At 41.2% G+C, this 18,599-nt stretch carries 19 protein-coding genes; 12 read left to right on the forward strand and 7 right to left on the reverse strand.

The window, feature by feature from the left end; genetic code table 11:
- The first annotated feature begins 102 nt into the window (after positions 1 to 102).
- Entirely contained in the window at positions 103 to 1,197 is a 1,095-nt protein-coding gene (locus tag SOI84_RS05115) for a DUF4912 domain-containing protein (protein WP_320673498.1), read from the forward strand.
- Here SOI84_RS05115 and SOI84_RS05120 read toward each other — a convergent pair.
- Positions 1,194 to 1,394, reverse strand: coding sequence for a hypothetical protein (locus SOI84_RS05120; protein WP_320675492.1), 201 nt, complete (start codon positions 1,392 to 1,394; stop codon positions 1,194 to 1,196). The genes SOI84_RS05115 and SOI84_RS05120 overlap by 4 nt on opposite strands.
- Positions 1,395 to 1,468: 74 nt before the next feature.
- On the opposite strand from SOI84_RS05120, the gene SOI84_RS05125 reads away from it, so the two are divergent.
- From SOI84_RS05125 to SOI84_RS05135, 3 genes are all read left to right on the forward strand, one after another.
- Positions 1,469 to 1,774 carry a hypothetical protein gene (locus tag SOI84_RS05125; RefSeq protein ID WP_320673499.1) on the forward strand — a complete coding sequence of 102 codons (306 nt, stop codon included), beginning with the start codon at positions 1,469 to 1,471 and terminating at the stop codon, positions 1,772 to 1,774.
- A gap of 149 nt (positions 1,775 to 1,923) precedes the next feature.
- Positions 1,924 to 3,582, forward strand: coding sequence for an alpha-D-glucose phosphate-specific phosphoglucomutase (locus tag SOI84_RS05130; protein ID WP_320673500.1), 1,659 nt, complete (start codon positions 1,924 to 1,926; stop codon positions 3,580 to 3,582).
- Positions 3,583 to 3,723: 141 nt separating this feature from the next.
- Complete coding sequence (locus SOI84_RS05135) at positions 3,724 to 5,925, forward strand: AAA family ATPase (RefSeq protein WP_320673501.1); 2,202 nt, start codon at positions 3,724 to 3,726, stop codon at positions 5,923 to 5,925.
- A gap of 51 nt (positions 5,926 to 5,976) precedes the next feature.
- Here SOI84_RS05135 and SOI84_RS05140 read toward each other — a convergent pair whose 3' ends face one another.
- On the reverse strand, positions 5,977 to 6,633 hold the full coding sequence (locus SOI84_RS05140; protein ID WP_320673502.1) for a 4'-phosphopantetheinyl transferase family protein: 657 nt from the start codon (positions 6,631 to 6,633) through the stop codon (positions 5,977 to 5,979).
- Between the two features lie 2 nt (positions 6,634 to 6,635).
- On the opposite strand from SOI84_RS05140, the gene bcp reads away from it, so the two are divergent.
- Entirely contained in the window at positions 6,636 to 7,103 is a 468-nt protein-coding gene (gene bcp / locus SOI84_RS05145) for a thioredoxin-dependent thiol peroxidase (protein WP_320673503.1), read from the forward strand.
- On the opposite strand, the gene SOI84_RS05150 is transcribed toward bcp, so the two are convergent.
- Positions 7,081 to 7,791 (reverse strand): type III pantothenate kinase, encoded by a 711-nt coding sequence (locus tag SOI84_RS05150; RefSeq protein ID WP_320673504.1) that lies wholly within the window; start codon positions 7,789 to 7,791, stop codon positions 7,081 to 7,083. The two genes, bcp and SOI84_RS05150, sit on opposite strands and share 23 nt — an antisense overlap.
- Before the next feature lie 2 nt (positions 7,792 to 7,793).
- Positions 7,794 to 8,468, reverse strand: a complete 675-nt coding sequence (locus SOI84_RS05155) for a phosphoadenylyl-sulfate reductase (RefSeq protein WP_414153621.1) — start codon at positions 8,466 to 8,468, stop codon at positions 7,794 to 7,796.
- Between the two features lie 307 nt (positions 8,469 to 8,775).
- On the opposite strand from SOI84_RS05155, the gene SOI84_RS05160 reads away from it, so the two are divergent.
- Genes SOI84_RS05160 through SOI84_RS05175 form a run of 4 tightly spaced genes read left to right on the forward strand, consistent with a single transcriptional unit; the run spans position 8,776 to position 13,910 of the window.
- Complete coding sequence (locus tag SOI84_RS05160) at positions 8,776 to 10,599, forward strand: SLC13 family permease (protein ID WP_320673505.1); 1,824 nt, start codon at positions 8,776 to 8,778, stop codon at positions 10,597 to 10,599.
- A gap of 21 nt (positions 10,600 to 10,620) precedes the next feature.
- Positions 10,621 to 12,027: a TrkH family potassium uptake protein gene (locus tag SOI84_RS05165; protein WP_320673506.1), complete on the forward strand. Its 1,407-nt coding sequence runs from the start codon at positions 10,621 to 10,623 to the stop codon at positions 12,025 to 12,027.
- Between the two features lie 26 nt (positions 12,028 to 12,053).
- A complete protein-coding gene (locus tag SOI84_RS05170; RefSeq protein WP_320675367.1) occupies positions 12,054 to 12,758 on the forward strand; it encodes a TrkA family potassium uptake protein in 705 nt (234 codons plus the stop codon).
- A 3-nt stretch (positions 12,759 to 12,761) separates the two neighbouring features.
- Entirely contained in the window at positions 12,762 to 13,910 is a 1,149-nt protein-coding gene (locus SOI84_RS05175) for an anhydro-N-acetylmuramic acid kinase (protein ID WP_320673507.1), read from the forward strand.
- Between the two features lie 21 nt (positions 13,911 to 13,931).
- On the opposite strand, the gene SOI84_RS05180 is transcribed toward SOI84_RS05175, so the two are convergent.
- Complete coding sequence (locus SOI84_RS05180) at positions 13,932 to 14,231, reverse strand: ribbon-helix-helix domain-containing protein (RefSeq protein ID WP_320673508.1); 300 nt, start codon at positions 14,229 to 14,231, stop codon at positions 13,932 to 13,934.
- A gap of 157 nt (positions 14,232 to 14,388) precedes the next feature.
- On the opposite strand from SOI84_RS05180, the gene SOI84_RS05185 reads away from it, so the two are divergent.
- Both SOI84_RS05185 and SOI84_RS05190 read left to right on the forward strand, forming a co-directional pair.
- Positions 14,389 to 14,742, forward strand: coding sequence for a hypothetical protein (locus tag SOI84_RS05185; protein WP_320673509.1), 354 nt, complete (start codon positions 14,389 to 14,391; stop codon positions 14,740 to 14,742).
- Between the two features lie 36 nt (positions 14,743 to 14,778).
- Positions 14,779 to 15,009, forward strand: coding sequence for a hypothetical protein (locus tag SOI84_RS05190; RefSeq protein WP_320673510.1), 231 nt, complete (start codon positions 14,779 to 14,781; stop codon positions 15,007 to 15,009).
- On the opposite strand, the gene SOI84_RS05195 is transcribed toward SOI84_RS05190, so the two are convergent.
- Positions 14,993 to 15,172, reverse strand: coding sequence for a hypothetical protein (locus SOI84_RS05195; protein ID WP_320673511.1), 180 nt, complete (start codon positions 15,170 to 15,172; stop codon positions 14,993 to 14,995). The genes SOI84_RS05190 and SOI84_RS05195 overlap by 17 nt on opposite strands.
- A 76-nt stretch (positions 15,173 to 15,248) precedes the next feature.
- On the opposite strand from SOI84_RS05195, the gene SOI84_RS05200 reads away from it, so the two are divergent.
- Positions 15,249 to 16,976 (forward strand): ABC-F family ATP-binding cassette domain-containing protein, encoded by a 1,728-nt coding sequence (locus tag SOI84_RS05200; RefSeq protein WP_320673512.1) that lies wholly within the window; start codon positions 15,249 to 15,251, stop codon positions 16,974 to 16,976.
- A gap of 447 nt (positions 16,977 to 17,423) precedes the next feature.
- Here the strand turns inward: SOI84_RS05200 and SOI84_RS05205 are convergent, their stop codons facing one another.
- Positions 17,424 to 18,593 (reverse strand): trypsin-like peptidase domain-containing protein, encoded by a 1,170-nt coding sequence (locus SOI84_RS05205; protein WP_320673513.1) that lies wholly within the window; start codon positions 18,591 to 18,593, stop codon positions 17,424 to 17,426.
- Between the last annotated feature and the right edge of the window lie 6 nt (positions 18,594 to 18,599).

Raw genomic sequence — 18,599 nt, forward strand, 5'->3', positions numbered from 1 at the left:
CCGAAATTAACCGTCAGTAGATCCTGACCACAGGAACACTTCTTGATCAGAGTCTGAAAAAATAAATTCAATGATCCCAAACAAAAACGGAGTATTTTTGACGTGACTCAAGCCCAAGAATTTCTGTCACGTCTAACACTTCGCCAACTACGGCTAATGGCGAGTGATCTAGGAGTACCTTTATACAGCAGAAAAAGCAAAGCATCTCTTGTCAAGCAGATATCAATCAAACAAGAGAAAAAAACGCAGATTGAGGAATCTAAGGCTGAAAAAAGAGGTTCTCAAAAAGACCTAGAAGCCAATACTCAAAATAATGGAACACGGGTAGTCTTTGTCCCAAGAGATCCAGAATGGGCATATGTTTTCTGGGAAATCTCAGAATCTGACAAGCAAAGAGCCAGCGATAGCGGCGCTATTCGCCTATGCATCCGACTAACAGATGTAACCAAAGAAAACAACTCAGATTCTCAGCGACATACCTTGCAGGAAGTCGTAGTAGACAGCCACAGCACGGAATGGTACTTACCAATTCCAATGTGTGACAGAGACTATAGAGTTGAACTTGGATATAAGTCCAGAAATAACTGGATTTCTCTTGCTTACTCTTCTATTGCAAGAGTCCCATCTCTTCACCCAAGTGAAAAAATCCTAGATCAATTTGTACCCTTTAGCCTCGAGGTAAACCCAACTGAAAGTAATTCAAATAACATCATCACTGAGAAACCTGCTTTTCACGATCGAGGAGCGCTACATGAGCGTCTTTATCAGCGCGCGACAGCTCATTACTACAAAACTAGAGTTGGATCTGAAGAATTCCAAGAAACTAAAGAAACAACACAGAGCTTCCCTAACTTTAACGATTCAGGCATAGGGCTTTGGGCTAGTGGTCGTAATGAATCTGGAATAGGTTCAATCACTCCTCGTGAAAAACCATTTTGGTTAATTGCAGACGCAGAGTTAATTGTTTATGGCTCAACTGATCCAAATGCACGTTTAACAATCGCTGGGGAAGAAGTTCCTCTCTCTAATGATGGTACATTTCGTCTTCAAGTACCTTTCCGTGATGGGCAACAAAACTACCCAATAGAGGCAATAGCAGCTGATGGCGTTCAACGTAGAAATATCAGACTAGAGTTTGAAAGAGTCACACCAGAAGATAATACTAGTCCCAAAATTAACACTTCCGACTGGTTCTAATTAGAGATTATGTTGAAGAGATTAGTTGCAATAACTCCCCTTACGGGTGCAATACTAATCCCCCTTATTGTGCCCATAGCTATATCACGAGCTGGAATAAGTACTGGAGTAACTCTAGTGCTTATTCTTTGCTGTGTTTGGTTCATTGCAATGCTACGTACATCAGAAATGCCACATTGATATGAAAAGATTTTCATTATTATTTGGGATGCCTTGCCTGTTTTTGATAGGCAGTTTAGTCTCGGCAAATCAATCAGATGAGTACATAACAATGCCAACCAGAGATGACCTAAATGAAATAGTTTTAAAGGCATATGAATGTTCAAGTACTAACAAAGCAAAGTCCTGTGGGGAATTAAGAAATCTTGCTGACCCATTGATGGATAACCCGCTACCATCTGCAGTTTGCAAAGATCTAGTCTGGGAATTATTGCAAAGTGCAAAAACATCAAAAATTAATAGTTTAGAGAGAAGAGACTCTATAGACATTCCCGCTAGAAAGATAAGTAATGCATGCCTTAAAAAAACAAAGGCTATAAATAGTCCTAGAGGAAATCAACCACGAATAAAAACATGACATTATTTTCTAAATTAAAACTCCTTGATCCTGAACAACCAAAGAAGCATTGAAAAATCTACTTAATTCTTTCTTTCTTTCAACAAGCTAAATCAAAATCAGCTTTCTTCCAAACACTTTAATTAACCACAGCTCGGTTCTCCGTAGAAATGAAAACTCCAGAAGAAGCAACTACCCTTCAACGTACAGTAAAACTAAAGGCATCCTTCGAAGATCAGAAGCCAGGGACTTCAGGCCTCCGCAAAAGCATCTGCAAATTCTCGGAGCCACATTACCTAGAAAGTTTTATTGAAGCTATCTTTCAAACCCTGCCTAATGTTAAAGGGGGGACTTTAGTCCTAGGTGGAGATGGGCGCTATGGAAATGAAAAGGCAATTCAAACAATCTTGAAGATTGGTGCAGCCCATAATCTGGACAGAATCATTACTACTACAAACGGAATACTCTCCACTCCAGCAGCATCAAATCTCATTAGAAACAGAAAAGCAATTGGAGGAATCATCCTTTCCGCTAGTCATAACCCAGGCGGACCAGATGGTGATTTTGGCGTCAAGGTAAATGGTGCAAATGGTGGGCCAGCCTCAGAATCATTAACAAATTCTATCTATTCCTGCACAAAAGAACTTAATGAATACATCTTTTTAGAAAGCCCTAATGTCTCAATAAATGCGCAAGGGGAGAAGCCATTAGGTGGAATGATTGTTGAAGTAATAGATGGAGTTGAAGACTACGTAATGCTAATGAAAAAGCTCTTCAATTTTGAAAGTATAAAACAACTTTTAAATGACGATTTTACACTTATTTTTGATGCAATGAATGCAGTCACAGGACCATATGCGCATCGTCTCCTGGAACAACTCTTAAAGGCTCCACAAGGGACTGTAATTAATGGTTTACCACTAGAAGACTTTGGCGGATGTCATCCTGACCCAAACCTAACCTACGCGAGCGGGCTTGCCGAACTTTTACTGAAAAAGAAAAAATATTCGTTTGGAGCTGCTTGCGATGGTGATGGAGATAGAAATATGATTCTTGGCAAAGGTTGCTTTGTAAACCCAAGTGACAGTCTTGCAGTGATAACTGCTAATGCACATTTTATACCTGGCTATGCCAACGGAATAAAAGGGGTTGCCCGCTCAATGCCAACTAGTTCTGCTGTAGATGCTGTAGCAAAAGATTTGGGAATAAACTGTTTTGAAACACCCACTGGCTGGAAATTCTTTGGAAATCTTCTTGATGCAAACATGATCACACTTTGCGGAGAAGAAAGTTTCGGAACTGGAAGCAATCATGTAAGAGAAAAGGATGGATTATGGGCAGTCCTGTGTTGGCTTCAAATACTTTCCAAGAGACGCCTTTCAGTCGCAGAAATCATGAAGGATCATTGGCAAAAATATGGGAGGCACTACTACTCACGCCATGACTATGAAGGGGTTGAAAGTAATGTTGCTATTGCATTATTCGATCGATTAGAAAAATTACTGCCAACACTAATTGGTAATCAGTTTGCTGGAAGCATTGTCAAAATAGCTGACAACTTTGCATATACCGATCCTATAGATAAATCAGTTTCTAAAAACCAAGGACTAAGAATAATTCTTGAAGATAATAGTAGGCTAATTATTAGGATGTCTGGCACTGGAACAAAAGGTGCGACATTAAGAGTCTACCTAGAGAGTTATGTCGCTACAGGTGGGAGACTTGATCTAGATCCACAAGAAGCTCTAAAGCCTCTAATAAATGAAATAAACTCCCTAGCAGAGATTGAAGAAAGAACTGGCATGAAAAAACCAACTGTAATAACATAATTTCCCAGACATAAATCCTACAAGTAAATGACTTAAAGCAATTTCATTTCTTTGCTAAAACTTTTAATATGTTTCACTTTAAAAGTTTTGATAATTAATGAAGGAGTACAAGCTTTAAAGTTAAATATTTAAGAGGCTCCCTTGAGCCAGAATATTTTCGAATATCAAGCTGGTCTCGAACTTCTCCGAAATGCTCCATTAGCAGATCGAATGAGACCAAAAACTCTTGATGAGTTTGAGGGTCAAAGCGGAATCGTTGGGGAAGGGAGACTTCTACGTCGAGCAATTAAAGCTGATAAAGTTGGGAACTTATTACTACACGGTCCTCCTGGCGTTGGGAAAACGACTCTTGCAAGAATCATTGCAGGACAAACACGTTCCCACTTCGCCACCTTAAATGCAGTCTTAGCGGGAGTAAAAGATATCCGTACAGAAGTAGATGCCGCAAAAAAAAGATTAGAGCTTCATAATTTACGCTCAATACTTTTTATCGATGAAGTCCACAGATTTAATAGTTCTCAACAAGATGCACTGCTTCCCTGGGTTGAAAATGGAACAATTTCACTAATTGGAGCAACTACAGAAAACCCCTATTTTGAAGTCAACAAAGCACTATTAAGTCGCTCAAGAATTTTTAGACTAAAACCCTTAGAACCAGCGAACCTTCATCAACTTTTAAAAAGAGCAATAAGCGATAGGGAAAGAGGTTATGGCCAACTGCAAATTACAATAAGTAGCGAAGCTGCTTCCCATTTAGTAGACATCTCAAATGGTGATGCAAGAAGCCTCCTAAATGCCTTAGAATTAGCTGTCGAGAGTACTAAAAAAGATGGCAACGGTGATATATCTATTGATCTAGAAACAGCAGAAGAGTCAATCCAAGAAAGAGCTGTTCTTTATGACAAGCAAGGTGATTCTCACTACGACACAATCAGTGCATTTATTAAATCTCTAAGAGGATCAGATGCTGATGCATCGCTATTTTGGCTTGCAAAAATGATTGAAGCGGGTGAAAGCCCTAGATTTATCTTTCGTCGGATGCTGATTGCAGCAGGTGAAGATGTTGGCCTTGCAGACCCCCAAGCCATAGTTGTTGTCGAAGCATGCTCAGCAGCATTCGAAAGAGTGGGACTTCCTGAGGGGCTATATCATCTGGCTCAAGCAGCACTATATCTTGCATGTGCAGAGAAAAGTAATACATTGATCGGCTTTTTTGACGCTCTAGAAAGTATTCGGCGAGATGGTATTCACGAGATTCCAAGCCATCTTCGTGATCCTAATCGTGATCAAAAAGGCTTTGGTGATGGAGCCAATTATCGCTATCCACATACATTTAAAGAGCACTGGGTAGCTCAACAATATCTTCCCAAGAAATTGCAGGGAAAAGTCTTCTGGAAACCAAGCCGAAATGGGTGGGAAGGGGGTCGTCGCAAGGTCATTCTCGAACGAAAAGCCGCGCAACTAGCTGCAGCAGAAAAGTCAGAGCAAAGCGATCAACTTTTTATAAGCAACTCACCTAAAGACCCATTGTTAGAGAGATGGTTTCAAAGACAAATCAACCAAATCAGTGAAAGGATGTTACTTCTCAATAGAAAGTTATGGTCCGATTTAAAATGTAATCGAGAAGATCGTATACTAGTAGTATCTGGAAGATCTTTACTTTGGGCATTAGAACCAATCAAAGCAGTTCCAGAAGGTGGGGTAACAATGATAACAGATACTTTCGAAGAAAAATCCTATTTGGAAGATCAAATAGAACTAATCGAACCAATAAAAAGACCTCTTATAGTTAATGGAGGAAGTAATGCTTTAAAAGAATTACCCAAAGAGCTTCAGTTCGAATTTGTAGGCGGGCGCTTATCAAGGCAAATGTTCAAAAATGAAAGTTTAAAAAATTTCTGCAAAAGTATTAATAGTAAATGTAATAAAAACGCTCAAATCAGATTTCTGATTAGTGATGCATGTATTGGGCCAGCTGAATCACTAAATGAATTTATGAAAGAAAAAAATATAGAAATCAAATCTAAAGTCAACCTAAGGAATCTAATTCAAATCGAAAAAGAATGGCTTCAGAAGCAGAGCATCAAAGAGGAACTGTGCAATGAGCTTATCTCTCTTGGCTGGACGGTTAAGATCGAGCAATGGGAGGAGAGTCTATCTTTAGATATAGATCAAGAACTAATAAATCGTTGGTTAAGTGAAGGCAGTACCTACAGGAGTTTAATCGACAAGACTTGCAAATTGGAAGAGCTGTCTTTGATTAAAAAAATAATTAAGAAATTACAAGGTGAAAAGCTACCTCAAAAACTAAATCACCAAAAATTGATTTGCTTAAGAATATAATATACATCCCTTAAATAATTAAAAATTCTAGTATTTTTGCGTCCATTTCTATTAGACACATACACATAGGACCGGGTCTCTATAGAAAGCATCTTCTTCAGCAGCGACTGCAATACCCCAATCAAGATAATTCTGTCGATAAACACTTAAGGAATAACCAAACTTATCATGAAAAATCACATTTGATTCTTGATCACATTGCCAATTCAGTAGATCGATGGCTAATTTTCCACGTTGCCATTTAATTGCAGCTTCCTTTCTTAACCATCTATCAAGAACCTCAGTTCGCAATATTTCATGAGGCATATCCGCAATCTCTTCTTTTTCCTTACTAGAGAAATAGCGACAAGCAACTTGCGATGCAGAAAAAGAACGGTCCATGCGTTCAAGATCAATGCCGATCCGCTTCAAAGACCAACCAATCAAAACCGCGTCTCTACAATGGCTGAGGCTGATATAACCCCATCCTGCTTTTAGTTCAGGTGGCTTGCCTGGGGGAGCAAATAATGGGATTTCAAGCGGCTTTAGATTGTACAAACCTGCTAAGGCTTGTCTCAAATAACCTCTTGAATGACGAAAAGCCCTTGACCTTAAAGAAGGCAACTCACCAGATATCCTTTCTTCTTGAAGGGTTATTGGCATAAAAGGCGCATCTAACGAAATCAGCCATAGCGCAACTACGCTTGGTGTATTGACCTCATTTGACATCAATGGCACTTCAAATTGGCGATCAAGCACCAGACTTCACTCTCCCGAATCAAGACGGAAAACCAATAAAGCTTTCATCATTTAAAGACCAAAGGGTAATCCTTTACTTTTATCCCAAGGATGACACTCCTGGTTGCACAAAAGAAGCTTGTAACTTTCGTGATCAGTGGCAAATTTTAAAGAGGAACGGGGTCCAAGTACTTGGGATAAGTAAAGACGAGGCAAAATCACATGCCAAGTTTATAGACAAGTATCAACTCCCCTTCACCCTACTTACAGATGCCGAACCATGTCCCGTTGCTAGCTCTTACAACAGTTATGGTTTGAAAAAATTCATGGGTCGTGAATATATGGGAATGATGAGACATACCTATGTGATCAATTCAACAGGAAAGATTGAAATGATCTACTTAAAAGTCAAAGCAGCAACTATGGCTGATGAAATCATCAGCGATCTAAACCTGAGCTAATGCGGGCACAAACATCAACCATTCCTTCAAGAACAAGGTTGGGGTATAGGGCCAGCGGAATCTGCCGATGTCTTAAATAATCAAATAATAAAGACGAGTCTCCTCCACAAAGCCAAATAGGGAGTTGGGAATCTATCTGAGCTTCAATAAGAGCCCCGATCAATGATTGAAGGCTCCCTCGCCGCATTGCATGTGATGTTTCGAGAGGAAATTTAGAATCGACAACTTTACCTATGCCGGGATTTTGCAATGCTTGGGCTCTCTCAGCCATTGAAGCGAGCTGCAAGCCTAGCCCTGGGAGCAATTGACCACCAGCAAATTCCCCATCTGCATTCAATCTTGTCAAACTCAAAACTGTGCCTGCATCGGCCACAAGAATCCCATCGAACTTCATTGGTTCCTTCTTCGCCCTCCTCAAAGCTCCCCAAGCTGCCAATGCACGATCAATCCCTAGCCAAGGAGGCAAGCATTTGATAGGCACATCATCTAAAGCAAGATTAGTTCCAGGTTCTAAAAAAACTCCTTCAGGAATTGGGCCTACTGATGCCCAAGCAGCCAAACGATCTTTCATTCTCAACAATTCCATGGAATCTGGGGAAGTATGAGAAAAATTCCACTCTCCACTATGTTCTTCAGCCCAATGCCAACGAGTATTACCAATTAGCAAACAAAGTCTCCCACTGCTCACGTTTAGATTCCTTCCCCCATTACTCCTGGAAGATGAATACCACACTCTTCTTTAAGCCCACCAAAGCGTGTTCCCCGACCTTTGGTTTCACCTGAGTCAGCAGAACTTGAATGCCAATCGCCTACGGTTGAATATCCCTTCTCAAAGAGCGGATGTTGAGGGAGATCATTTTCCTGCATGTAATAAAAAACATCTTTCGGTGTCCACTCCAGAAGCGGTCTTAAAGAAAACCTTCCTCTAATTAAATCCAATACATTCATTGTTCCACGATGTTGTGTTTGCCCCCCTCTAACACCACTAGCCCAACACAAAGCCTTGTTGTCATCAAAGGCCTTTTCTAAAGGCTGAACTTTCCTGATTAAGTGGTATCTCTCAATATCGTCAACACATCCTGTCTCCCATAAGCAACCATACAAAGCTTCCATCCGTGCAGGAGACATTGGACTTTGAACAGGCCTAATATCCAATCCGAATTGTTGAGTTAATTCTTCAGCATAACGATAAGTTTCAGAGGGCAAATAACCCGTATCAACCCAAATGACTGGTACATCTAACCCTCCCTGAAGCAAAAAAAGCATGTGAAGCAATACAGAAGACTGGATTCCAAAACTCGTTGTTAAAACAAACCCAGAGCCAAATTTATCTAGAGCCCAAGCCAGCCGCTCCTTGGCCGGCATCCCTGTCAATAAAGCTCTAACCTCTTCAATAGAAGCATCCAAATACAGGGTCAAGTCCTGATTAGTTATGAGACCTAAGCCTTCAGAAGGTTTTGGAGACAAATCTTTCATTTAACAATCATCAAATTCGAATTTATTAAAGGGGATTGGAGAAGCAAGCTTAACGAGTCATTAGGGAAAAATCGCGAACTCAATCGAATTCAAAATAAGGAAATGGTTTAGATCTCAAGGTTGCCTAAACTTCTCTTTGGTTGCACAAACCTCAGCTTCTGGCTTCTGATGAAAGTCTTATTAGGCAAAGCAAAAGATGAATGAGCTAATGGCTGTACTTCAAAACCCTGAGGCAGTTATCACACTAGCCATTTTAGTTCTAGCAATAGTGCTATTCATAAGTGGTGCCTTGGCACCTGAACTTACTGGACTACTTAGTGTCGGATTATTAATAGGTAGTGGAATTCTCACTCCTCAAAAAGCACTTGCAGGATTTGGGAGCCCAGCTCTCATTACCCTCATGGGATTATTTGCAGTGTCAGCGGCATTGTTTAAAAGCGGAGCTTTAGATCGCCTTAGAGAGTTAATTGCCTCAGAGCGCATACGCACACCACGTCGATTAATTGCTCTTTTAGCACTAGTAGTGGCTCCTATCTCTGGTGTGGTACCAAATACTCCGGTTGTTGCATCTTTACTGCCAGTCATTGAAGCATGGTGCCATCGTCGGCGTCTTTCACCTTCAAGAGTTTTACTACCTTTATCTTTCGCTACTGTTCTTGGAGGAACGCTAACGCTTCTAGGAAGTTCCGTAAATCTTTTAGTGAGTGATATCAGTGAACAACTTGGCTATGGCTCACTAAAATTATTTAGCTTTACCTCTATTGGCATCCCAATATGGCTAATAGGAACTTGCTATCTTTTGCTTGCGCCTGAATCATTGTTGCCTGATCGTGGCCGAAATATTAATGAACTAGGTGTTAACAAAGAACAAACTGGTTACTTCACAGAAGTAACAATTCCATCAGACTCTAATCTCGTAGGTCAATCACTTCATAACAGTCGCCTACAAAGAAGATTTGATGTTGATGTACTTGAACTTCAAAGAGGCAAAGAACGTTTCTTACCACCTCTAGCTGACCGCAAACTAGAACCAGGCGACAGATTGCTTCTTAGAGTTACTAGATCAGACTTGTTACGTTTACAACAGGAACATACTGTTCAATTAGCTACTAAAAGCTCAAAGGATGTTTCACCAAAAAAAACATCCGGAGACTCAGATGAATGTCAAAAAACTGTTGAAGTCCTTCTACCAGCAGGATCAACCTTAGCTGGAGCAAACCTTCGAGAATTACGCTTTAGGCAACGACATAATTCAACAGTTCTTGCCTTGAGAAGAGGACAACAAACCGTCCAAGAAAGAATTGGGCAGGCAGTTTTAAGAGAAGGTGATGTGCTACTACTTCAAGCCCCACTAGATGCAATCAGAGGTCTACAAGCCAATAATGATCTTCTGGTCCTAGATCAACTAGAAAATGACCTTCCAACTGTCCCTAAAAAACCTATCGCCATTGGGATTGCATTGGCAATGCTTATTTTGCCTTCAGTGACCTCTATTCCTCTTGTGGCAAGTGTTCTTTTGGCTGCTGTTGCAATGGTTGTTGGAGGATGTATTCGACCAAGAGAATTGCAAAAGTCAATTCGTCTAGATGTAATTTTACTTCTGGGATCGCTCTCAAGCTTCAGTGTTGCTATGCAGACTACAGGTTTAGCAAATGCTTTAGCTCAAGGAATGGAATATTGGCTGAAAGGATGGCCAAATTATGCAGCTTTGCTAATCATCTTCCTCTCAACAACAATTCTCACTCAAGTGATTAGTAATGCTGCATCCGTTGCCCTTTTTGTCCCTGTAGCAATACAACTTGCTCCAGGGATGAATCTCCCCCCTAGTGCTTTATTAGTAACAGTACTGTTTGGGGCAAGCCAATCTTTCCTCACACCTATGGGTTACCAAACTAACCTTATGGTTTTTGGCCCAGGACGTTACAAATTCCTAGATGTAACTCGCTACGGGGCTGGTCTTACTGCACTAATGACAATCTTTGTGCCTGCTCTTGTTCTCTTGAAATACAACAACTTCTAAATACTCACAATTAGCAACCAAGTGAAATTATTCCCGAAAGCCGTATATCGAACTCAAGGTTGGTACCGACGACTAACGGTTCCTCAATTCACCGTGGTTACAGGCTTATTGGTGATTTTTGCAGGCACCCTAATTATATCCACCCCAATTTGTTCCAGCGCAAAAGTAGGTTTTTGGGAAGCCCTATTTACCTCAACCTCAGCGGTAACAGTAACAGGACTAACTGTGATTGATATCGGTGAAGATCTGACCACTTTCGGCCAAGTCATTCTCGCGGCAATGCTACTCATTGGTGGGCTTGGTTTAATGGCAATAACAACCTTTCTTCAAGGCTTTGTAGTAAGGGGAACTGAGCTCCGCTGCAGATTAGATCGAGGAAAAACACTTGATGAATTCGGAGTCGGCGGGGTAGGAAGAACTTTTCGTGGAATTGCTATTACAGCAACCGTTCTAATCCTCCTTGGAGCAACGGTCCTATATCTCTTTGGATTCAATGAAATCCCTAACTCAGGAGAAAGATTATGGGTTTCGATTTTTCACAGCATCTCTGCATATAACAATGCTGGTTTTGGACTCTGGTCAGAAAGCCTACAAAACTATCGAAGTAACTGGGTAGTCAATCTTGTCATTATGACTCTAGTTGTTCTAGGGGGTTTGGGATGGAGAGTTACAAGTGACCTATGGTCTAATCGTAAACAACTTCAAAGAAAGAATCTCAGCCTTCATACACGCTTAGTCCTCAGAACCTCATTTTTATTAACTCTAGTTGGAGCAATTGGACTGTTAATCACGGAATCTTTAAGTCAAGGAAATTTCTTTAGTCAAATTGATTGGCCAGAAAGGATAATTACTGCGATTTTCGAATCAATAAGTTCAAGAACAGCTGGTTTCACTACCGTGCCACTCTCTTTGGAAAATATTTCCGATTCTGGTCTCCTCTTACTTATGACGTTGATGTTTATTGGAGCAAGTCCAGGTGGTACCGGTGGAGGCATTAAAACAACAACCCTGGCCGCTCTAATGGCAGCAACACGTTCAACATTAAGAGGTCAAAAAGATGTTGTTATCAAGAACCGACAGATATCTGACAAAGTAGTTCTTAAAGCTGTAGGGATCACCTTGGGTTCCTTGCTGTTTGTTTTAGCAATGACATTGTTGCTAGGAATAGCAAACAACTTTGCAGAAGAGAATACATTTTCATTTCTAGAAATGCTTTTCACCTCTATTTCAGCTTTCGCAACGGTAGGTTTTGATGTAGGTGTAACCCATCACCTTGGGCATTTCGGACAACTAATTTTAATTTTAGGCATGTTTGTTGGAAGATTAGGTATTCTTTTACTGCTTAGCGCAATCTGGGAAGCTATTAACAAAGAGCGAATCCAACGCCAAAATCGAATTAGATACCCACGCGAGGATCTTTATGTTTGACCTTAAAAGCCATAGGAGAAACGAACATGGGTGAATGGTGGAGATGGTCACCTCAACGAGAGGCTAACGACCTAGGGTTTGCCGTAGTGGGAATCGGTCGCTTCGGCAGCGCAGTATGTAGAGAACTAATTAAAAATGGGGCAGATGTTCTTGCCGTTGACAACTCAGAAAGGGCTATAGACGAACTCCGTCAACTCGAGCCGTCAATCGAAGCAAGAGTGGTTGACTGTACCGATGAAGAATCAATGCGAGAAGCAGGGGTTCTTGAAATGGGAACTGTTGTAGTTGGGATAAGTGAGCCGATAGAGGCAAGCATTACCACAACTCTTCTCGCAAAAGATAGTGAAGGAAGTCGTGTTCAAGAGGTTATTGCTAGAGCTACAAGTGATCTTCACGAAAAAATGTTAAAACGTGTCGGAGCAGATCGTGTTGTGTTCCCTTCCAGAATGCAAGGAGAACGTCTTGGACTGGAATTAATACGCCCTAATTTGATTGAAAGATTAGAACTAGATGATCAAACTGGTATAGATGAAATCAAGGTTCCAGATATTTTTGTAGGACACTCCTTAAGAGATTTAAACCTGCGAAAAAATTACAGAGTTAATGTTCTTGCAGCTGGTCCAATAAAAGGGCTAAATGTCAATCCACCAGCGACATATGTACTCGAGTCAGACCATGTTCTTGTCATTATGGGTTTAGTAGGCGATCTCCAAAAACTTCCAAAGACCTAGACAATGATGGTACTTGGCCTAATGAGCGGCACAAGTGCTGATGGAGTCGACGCTGTGCTAGCTAAGTTCTATGGATCTCCTAAGAGACCTAGATGGAAATTAATAAACACCTCAAACACTAGATATCCCGAAGATCTAAGGAAGCAAATTATTCAGGTAGAACAAGGTCTACCAACTACCCATCAAGCATGGTCTGAACTTGCAGAGTTAATAACTGATGTTCATGCAAAAGCAGCTTTAACATGTGACCCGGAAGGGGACTCTAAAGTTATAGGTTGTCATGGACAAACTCTCTGGCACAAACCCCCTACAAAAAGTACTCGAGGTCAAAGCCTGCAAATAATTAAAGCTCCATTACTTGCCGAACTTCTTCAGAAAACAGTTGTATATGATTTTCGTGCTGCGGATATTGCTCTAGGAGGCCAAGGTGCACCATTGGTTCCTCTAGCTGATGAAGCACTAATTGGAAGAAGCAATGGCTGGTGTGGCTTGCTCAATGTTGGCGGTATTGCAAATATCACTCTTATCCCTCCACAAAAAGGCCCAGATACTGGCTCACCAGTCCTCGGGTGGGACTGTGGCCCAGGGAATAGTCTTATAGATCTAGCGGTTTACAGTTTCACCGAAGGAAAACTTTTATTCGATCATGATGGAGCAATAGCTCAATCTGGCATCCCAAACGAAGAAATAATCAAAGGCTGGATCAAAGAACCTTTTTTCCAACAAGCTCCACCAAAATCTACTGGGCGAGAAAAATATGGACTACGTGACCTAAAACGTCGCCTCAAAGAAACCTCAGACCTGTCCCAAAAGGATCAAATTGCTACTCTGACTGCTTTTACGGCAGCAGTTGTAGCTCAAGATATAGAAAAGCTTCCCTCTAGAAACCTAGTACGTCCAATAAATCTTCTTGTAGCGGGAGGTGGTCAGAAAAATATACAAATGATGCAAGAGCTAAAAAGACGATGTCTAGGGACAAGAGTATCGACAATCGAAGAAAAAGGTGTTCCTTCTCAGTCAAGAGAAGCTTTAGCTTTCGCTTTACTAGCCTGGTGGCATGTTCTCAAAGTTAAATCAAAAACCCCATCAATTACTGGGGCAAAACATCCAGCAGTATTAGGAATCAAAGTCGAGCCAAACCGAGCCTTTTGAGGAAATAAAAAGCAAAATTTTTTACGAGGGTCGATTAATCCGAATTCGCCTAGGAGCCCCTCTCAACCGTCTTGTTTTCTGAGCCTCCAATGCTGAGCGAAAGCCCTCAGTACTGGAAATTGTTTCGTGCTGATCGTTAAGGTCAACCCCTTTCTCATAAAGCATTACGCCTTTTTGTATAAGCACCTTTGCCATATTGCTTACCGTCCGCGACTCTTGCTCAGCTAAAGAAGTCAAGCGAGCACATAGATCTTCAGGAAGGACAACCTGAATTCTGGGGGACTTTGGTCTTCCGCTAGCTGAAGTTTGGCGAGTTGCCATTACCCAAAAAAGGTAACCGTTAATATTTAGTGTACAGAGGTGTGCAAGGATAGTATCCGTAACTATGCTAATTCAAAAGAGATGTGACCTGTGAAGGTCAAAATCCAAGTCCCCTAGCACCTTCGGAAATGGGGGCCGAAACAAACGCAAAAAAACCATGAAAGAGCCACTTCTTCCATCCTCATTTAAATCAAAAACAAACAACACCATTGAACGCAAAATGAACGCTCCTAATCGCCGAAGAAAATTCCGGAGATCCTCTGAGAAAAGCGATGTCCTGGTATCGGCAGTTCTAAGCACCTATTTACTAACGCATCTTCACCATGTTCTTCAAAGAGCAGAGTTTGGAGCAGAGAAAGAGGGGCGAAAATCACAAGCCAAAAACTTTGCACAATTACGCAAAGTTCTATGCATGGATGCAAGAAGCATGAAGGATGCATCAGCTCTAGGGCTAGAAGACTCAGAATTAGATCCACGAATAACTCCACAAAACAGGTCAGATGCTGCATAGATGAATATTGTTCTTTAAAGAATGTCTTGAAACCCCATGAGCACAAATGCTGCAGAACTATATAAAAGGATTCAAAAAGATCCAGAACATACCCAAGTTCTTTTTCGACAAGCTCTCCAAGACCCCCAAGGCGCTATTGAAACGATTTGCGAATTAGGTAAAAGTATTGGATTACCCGTTACTCCTGACGAGGTAAAAAATCACCTTGCCAGTCTTGATGACGAAGACACAAAACAATGGCTTATTAAAGCTAGGGGAGGTCTTTAGGTACTTGAACTTCATTCTCTAAAAGCTTATTCGTAGGCACTATTTCCTTAAAGCCACGCCGGTCATAACCTCCACCACCCGCCAAGCTCCAAAAAAAGACATAGCTAGGGATGGCGAGACCTGCAGCAAGAACCAGAGCAGCAATTTGTTCTAGTTTGACCATGGTCTCATTCGAAGAAGATAAAATTGAGTCATACCTACTTAAAAGCGGGTATATAACCTAAAGATTCCCACTCATCGTGTTGCGACTTGAGCGAATCTCCAAGCTGTACCCCAATAGCGAAGTCCTTAAAGACATCAATTGGGAGATTAAGTCAGGAGATCGTATAGGACTTGTTGGAGTTAATGGAGCAGGCAAGTCAACACAACTAAAAATTATCGCAGGCATTGAAGAAGCAACCACTGGGCAGGTTGTTCGTCAAGGCAATCCTCGTATTGCTTTTCTAAAACAAGAATTTGACGTAGATCCAGAACATACCGTCAGAGAAGAGCTCTTTCAAGCCTTCGCTGATGCAGCAAAAATCCTCCTAGAGCAACAATCTGTAGAACTGGCCATGTCTTCAGACATGGCGAAAACTGATCCTGATCATCTAAATAATCTCATCAAAAAATTAGGCGTTCTTCATACTCAATTCGAGGCTCTCCAAGGCTACGAAATCGAAGCACAAATTGAAAAGATTTTACCAACAATTGGATTCGAGTCTAAAGATGCAAATGAACTCGTAGGCAAGTTTTCTGGTGGATGGCAAATGCGTATCGCATTAGGAAAAATTCTTCTGCAAGAGCCAGATCTTCTTCTACTGGATGAACCTACAAATCATCTTGATATTGAAACTATTCAATGGCTAGAAGATTATTTAGTAAAGCAAACTGCCGCAATAGTAGTCATAAGTCATGATCGAGCTTTTTTAGATAAAATCTGTACCCAGATAGTCTCTACTGAGAGCGGGGTATCCCATACTTATCTTGGTAATTACACCGCTCATCTTGCACAGAAAGAAATAGACAAAGCTGCAAACTTGTCGACCTTTGAAAGACAACAAAAAGAACTCGCTACTCAACAAGCATATATTGACAGATTTCGGGCTAGTGCCACAAGAAGCACACAAGCAAAAAGCCGAGAAAAGCTTCTAGAGAAAGTCGAGCTGATTGAAGCTCCTATTGGGGAGATTAGTAGCCCTAAATTTAGCTTCCCCGCCGCCCCACGATCTGGAAGACAAGTTGTTTTGGTAAATGATCTAAGTCATACCTTTGGAGAAAAAATACTCTTCCTTGGGGCAAACTTAGAAGTCGAACCTGGAGACAAAATTGCCTTTATTGGACCAAATGGATCTGGAAAATCAACACTTTTTAGACTGATCCTAGGAATTGAAGAACCTGATGATGGTAAAGCTGAAATCGGAAAGCATAATATTTTCCCTGGATATTTTGAGCAAAATCAGGCAGAAGCGCTCGACCTAGAGAAAACCGTTATCAACACAATGTTTGAGGTTGTTCCTAACTGGACCCAAACAGAAGTCAGATCTCTTTTAGGAAGTTTTTGCCTAAGCAAAGAAGCGGTTTTTAAAGAAGTCGGTCTACTGAGTGGTGGCGAAAAAGCACGACTAGCACTAGCTTTAATGCTAATCAAACCTTGCAATCTACTAATCCTTGATGAACCCACAAACCACTTAGATATCCCAGCCAAAGAAATGCTTGAGGATGCTCTTCGAGAATATGAAGGTTCTGCTTTGCTGATTTCTCATGATCGATACTTCATTTCAAGAGTAGCCAACCGAATTGTTGAACTCAAAGACGGTGAACTTGTTCTATATAAAGGAAATTACACATACTACAAAGAAAAAAAAGAAGAAGAAAAGAAAGCCTCTTTAGATGCAATGGTACTTGCCAAGAAAGAAGCAAAACGCCTCTTGAACCGAGACCGTCAAAGAAAACGTAAAGCAATCAAGAAAACCACTGGTAAATAAAAGGATCTTTTGATCTGTCGCAAGAAAACTTCATATACCTTTAGGCAGGAAGACTTATTTTTCTTTACCTTGGCAAAACGTGAGCATATGCTGATAGAACTGCACTTGCTCAAACATGCGTATGAAGCCGCAAAAAAACACAAATTTGTTTAACCAAAGCGAATCGTCTAATAAAACAGATGCTATTGATAGTTATTTCGAATGCATAACAACTTGCTCGATCGACGATAACGAGTGCATAACTCGATGTGTAGAGGTGCTAAAGACTCATAAATAAGCAATCAAGAATCAACACATAATTACAGTTCTAAACTGATAAACAAAAGGAGTACATTATAAGAGCCATTAACTTAATGAAGTAATTCACATTTAATAGCTCTTATAGAAATGATCCATTTCCTATATTTAAAATCTATTTTTTTATTGGGTTAGATAAGTCAAAAACGCTCAGAAACCTCTCATAGAAGACATTTCAACAGGAGTAACTAATAATTCAAAGCGCCTACTCCCTCTCCTAATCCCAAAACTAAGCAGAGTTCCTACCCCAAAATTATTAATTGCACTAACTACATCAGCCGGTCCCTCAATTCGCTCTCTTCCTATAGAGACAATGATATCGCCAACTTTTAATCCACCCTTTTCCGCAGGGCCTCTTGGAACAACATAAGTTATCTCCGCTCCAGGTAAAAACCCCGCTCCAGGCTGTTTAGAAGACACAGGTGCAAGACCTATCCCCACCATTGGATGACTAGCCCTTCCCTTCTCAACAAGCTGCTTAGCAATGGTCCTTGCCCTATTGATTGGTATAGCAAAACCAAGTCCTGCCCCTGGGCCGGACCTGACCAGAGTATTGATACCTATAACCTCCCCTTCTGCATTAAGCAAGGGGCCGCCAGAGTTTCCAGGGTTTATTGCAGCATCAGTCTGGATTAAATCAAGGCGCTTTCCAGATATACCTAACTGCGACACATTCCTATTCAAATTGCTAATAATCCCAAGAGTGACTGTGTTTTCCAACCCAAAAGGATTACCAACAGCTATTGCCCAATCCCCAACCAAAAGTTTATCCGAGTCGCCCAGAGAGGCTATGGGCCATGGCCCAGACCCATCAAGACGAACAACAGCTAGGTCCGTAAGGGAATCCAAGCCAACCACCCTTCCTGAAACACGTCGACCATCCGAAAGGCCAACGATCAATTGATCCGTTTTCTCAACTACATGAGCATTTGTTAAAACAAGGCCTTCCTTAGCAAAAATAACCCCGCTTCCTTGACTGCTCTCAACTCTTCTACGTGGCGTGGGGGTAATTTGTAAACCGAAAAAACGGCGAAAATAAGGATCAAATACAAGTCCTGGCGGCAAACCAGAAGTGCCTCTTGTACTAATGGTACGTTGCGTCTCCAGAGTGACGACGGCAGGTCCTGTTCGCGCAACTGCTTCTGACACGAACGATTTTCTTGAAAGAAGACCTTTTATCAAAGGCGTCGCTTCCAGATTGCGAGAAGGCACGCATTCGATAAAAGGAAGACAAAGTAAAGCTCCCGAAACGACAAGACCTCTTCGCAAAGAAAGCAAAGCTTGTTTTAAATGAAAGATTGACCTATCGCTGGCTTGCATAAACTT

This window comes from Prochlorococcus sp. MIT 1341, assembly GCF_034092415.1.
Classification (GTDB): domain Bacteria; phylum Cyanobacteriota; class Cyanobacteriia; order PCC-6307; family Cyanobiaceae; genus AG-363-P08.

Bases quoted from the DNA above. Each gene is read 5' to 3' on its own strand.
- SOI84_RS05120 (WP_320675492.1), bottom strand. From the start codon at position 1,394: ATGAAAATCTTTTCATATCAATGTGGCATTTCTGATGTACGTAGCATT.
- SOI84_RS05125 (WP_320673499.1), top strand. From the start codon at position 1,469: ATGCCAACCAGAGATGACCTAAATGAAATAGTTTTAAAGGCATATGAA.
- SOI84_RS05130 (WP_320673500.1), top strand. From the start codon at position 1,924: ATGAAAACTCCAGAAGAAGCAACTACCCTTCAACGTACAGTAAAACTA.
- SOI84_RS05140 (WP_320673502.1), bottom strand. From the start codon at position 6,633: ATGTCAAATGAGGTCAATACACCAAGCGTAGTTGCGCTATGGCTGATT.
- bcp (WP_320673503.1), top strand. From the start codon at position 6,636: ATGGCACTTCAAATTGGCGATCAAGCACCAGACTTCACTCTCCCGAAT.
- SOI84_RS05155 (WP_414153621.1), bottom strand. From the start codon at position 8,468: ATGCCGGCCAAGGAGCGGCTGGCTTGGGCTCTAGATAAATTTGGCTCT.
- SOI84_RS05160 (WP_320673505.1), top strand. From the start codon at position 8,776: ATGAATGAGCTAATGGCTGTACTTCAAAACCCTGAGGCAGTTATCACA.
- SOI84_RS05170 (WP_320675367.1), top strand. From the start codon at position 12,054: ATGGGTGAATGGTGGAGATGGTCACCTCAACGAGAGGCTAACGACCTA.
- SOI84_RS05175 (WP_320673507.1), top strand. From the start codon at position 12,762: ATGATGGTACTTGGCCTAATGAGCGGCACAAGTGCTGATGGAGTCGAC.
- SOI84_RS05180 (WP_320673508.1), bottom strand. From the start codon at position 14,231: ATGGCAACTCGCCAAACTTCAGCTAGCGGAAGACCAAAGTCCCCCAGA.
- SOI84_RS05185 (WP_320673509.1), top strand. From the start codon at position 14,389: ATGAAAGAGCCACTTCTTCCATCCTCATTTAAATCAAAAACAAACAAC.
- SOI84_RS05190 (WP_320673510.1), top strand. From the start codon at position 14,779: ATGAGCACAAATGCTGCAGAACTATATAAAAGGATTCAAAAAGATCCA.
- SOI84_RS05195 (WP_320673511.1), bottom strand. From the start codon at position 15,172: ATGGTCAAACTAGAACAAATTGCTGCTCTGGTTCTTGCTGCAGGTCTC.
- SOI84_RS05205 (WP_320673513.1), bottom strand. From the start codon at position 18,593: ATGCAAGCCAGCGATAGGTCAATCTTTCATTTAAAACAAGCTTTGCTT.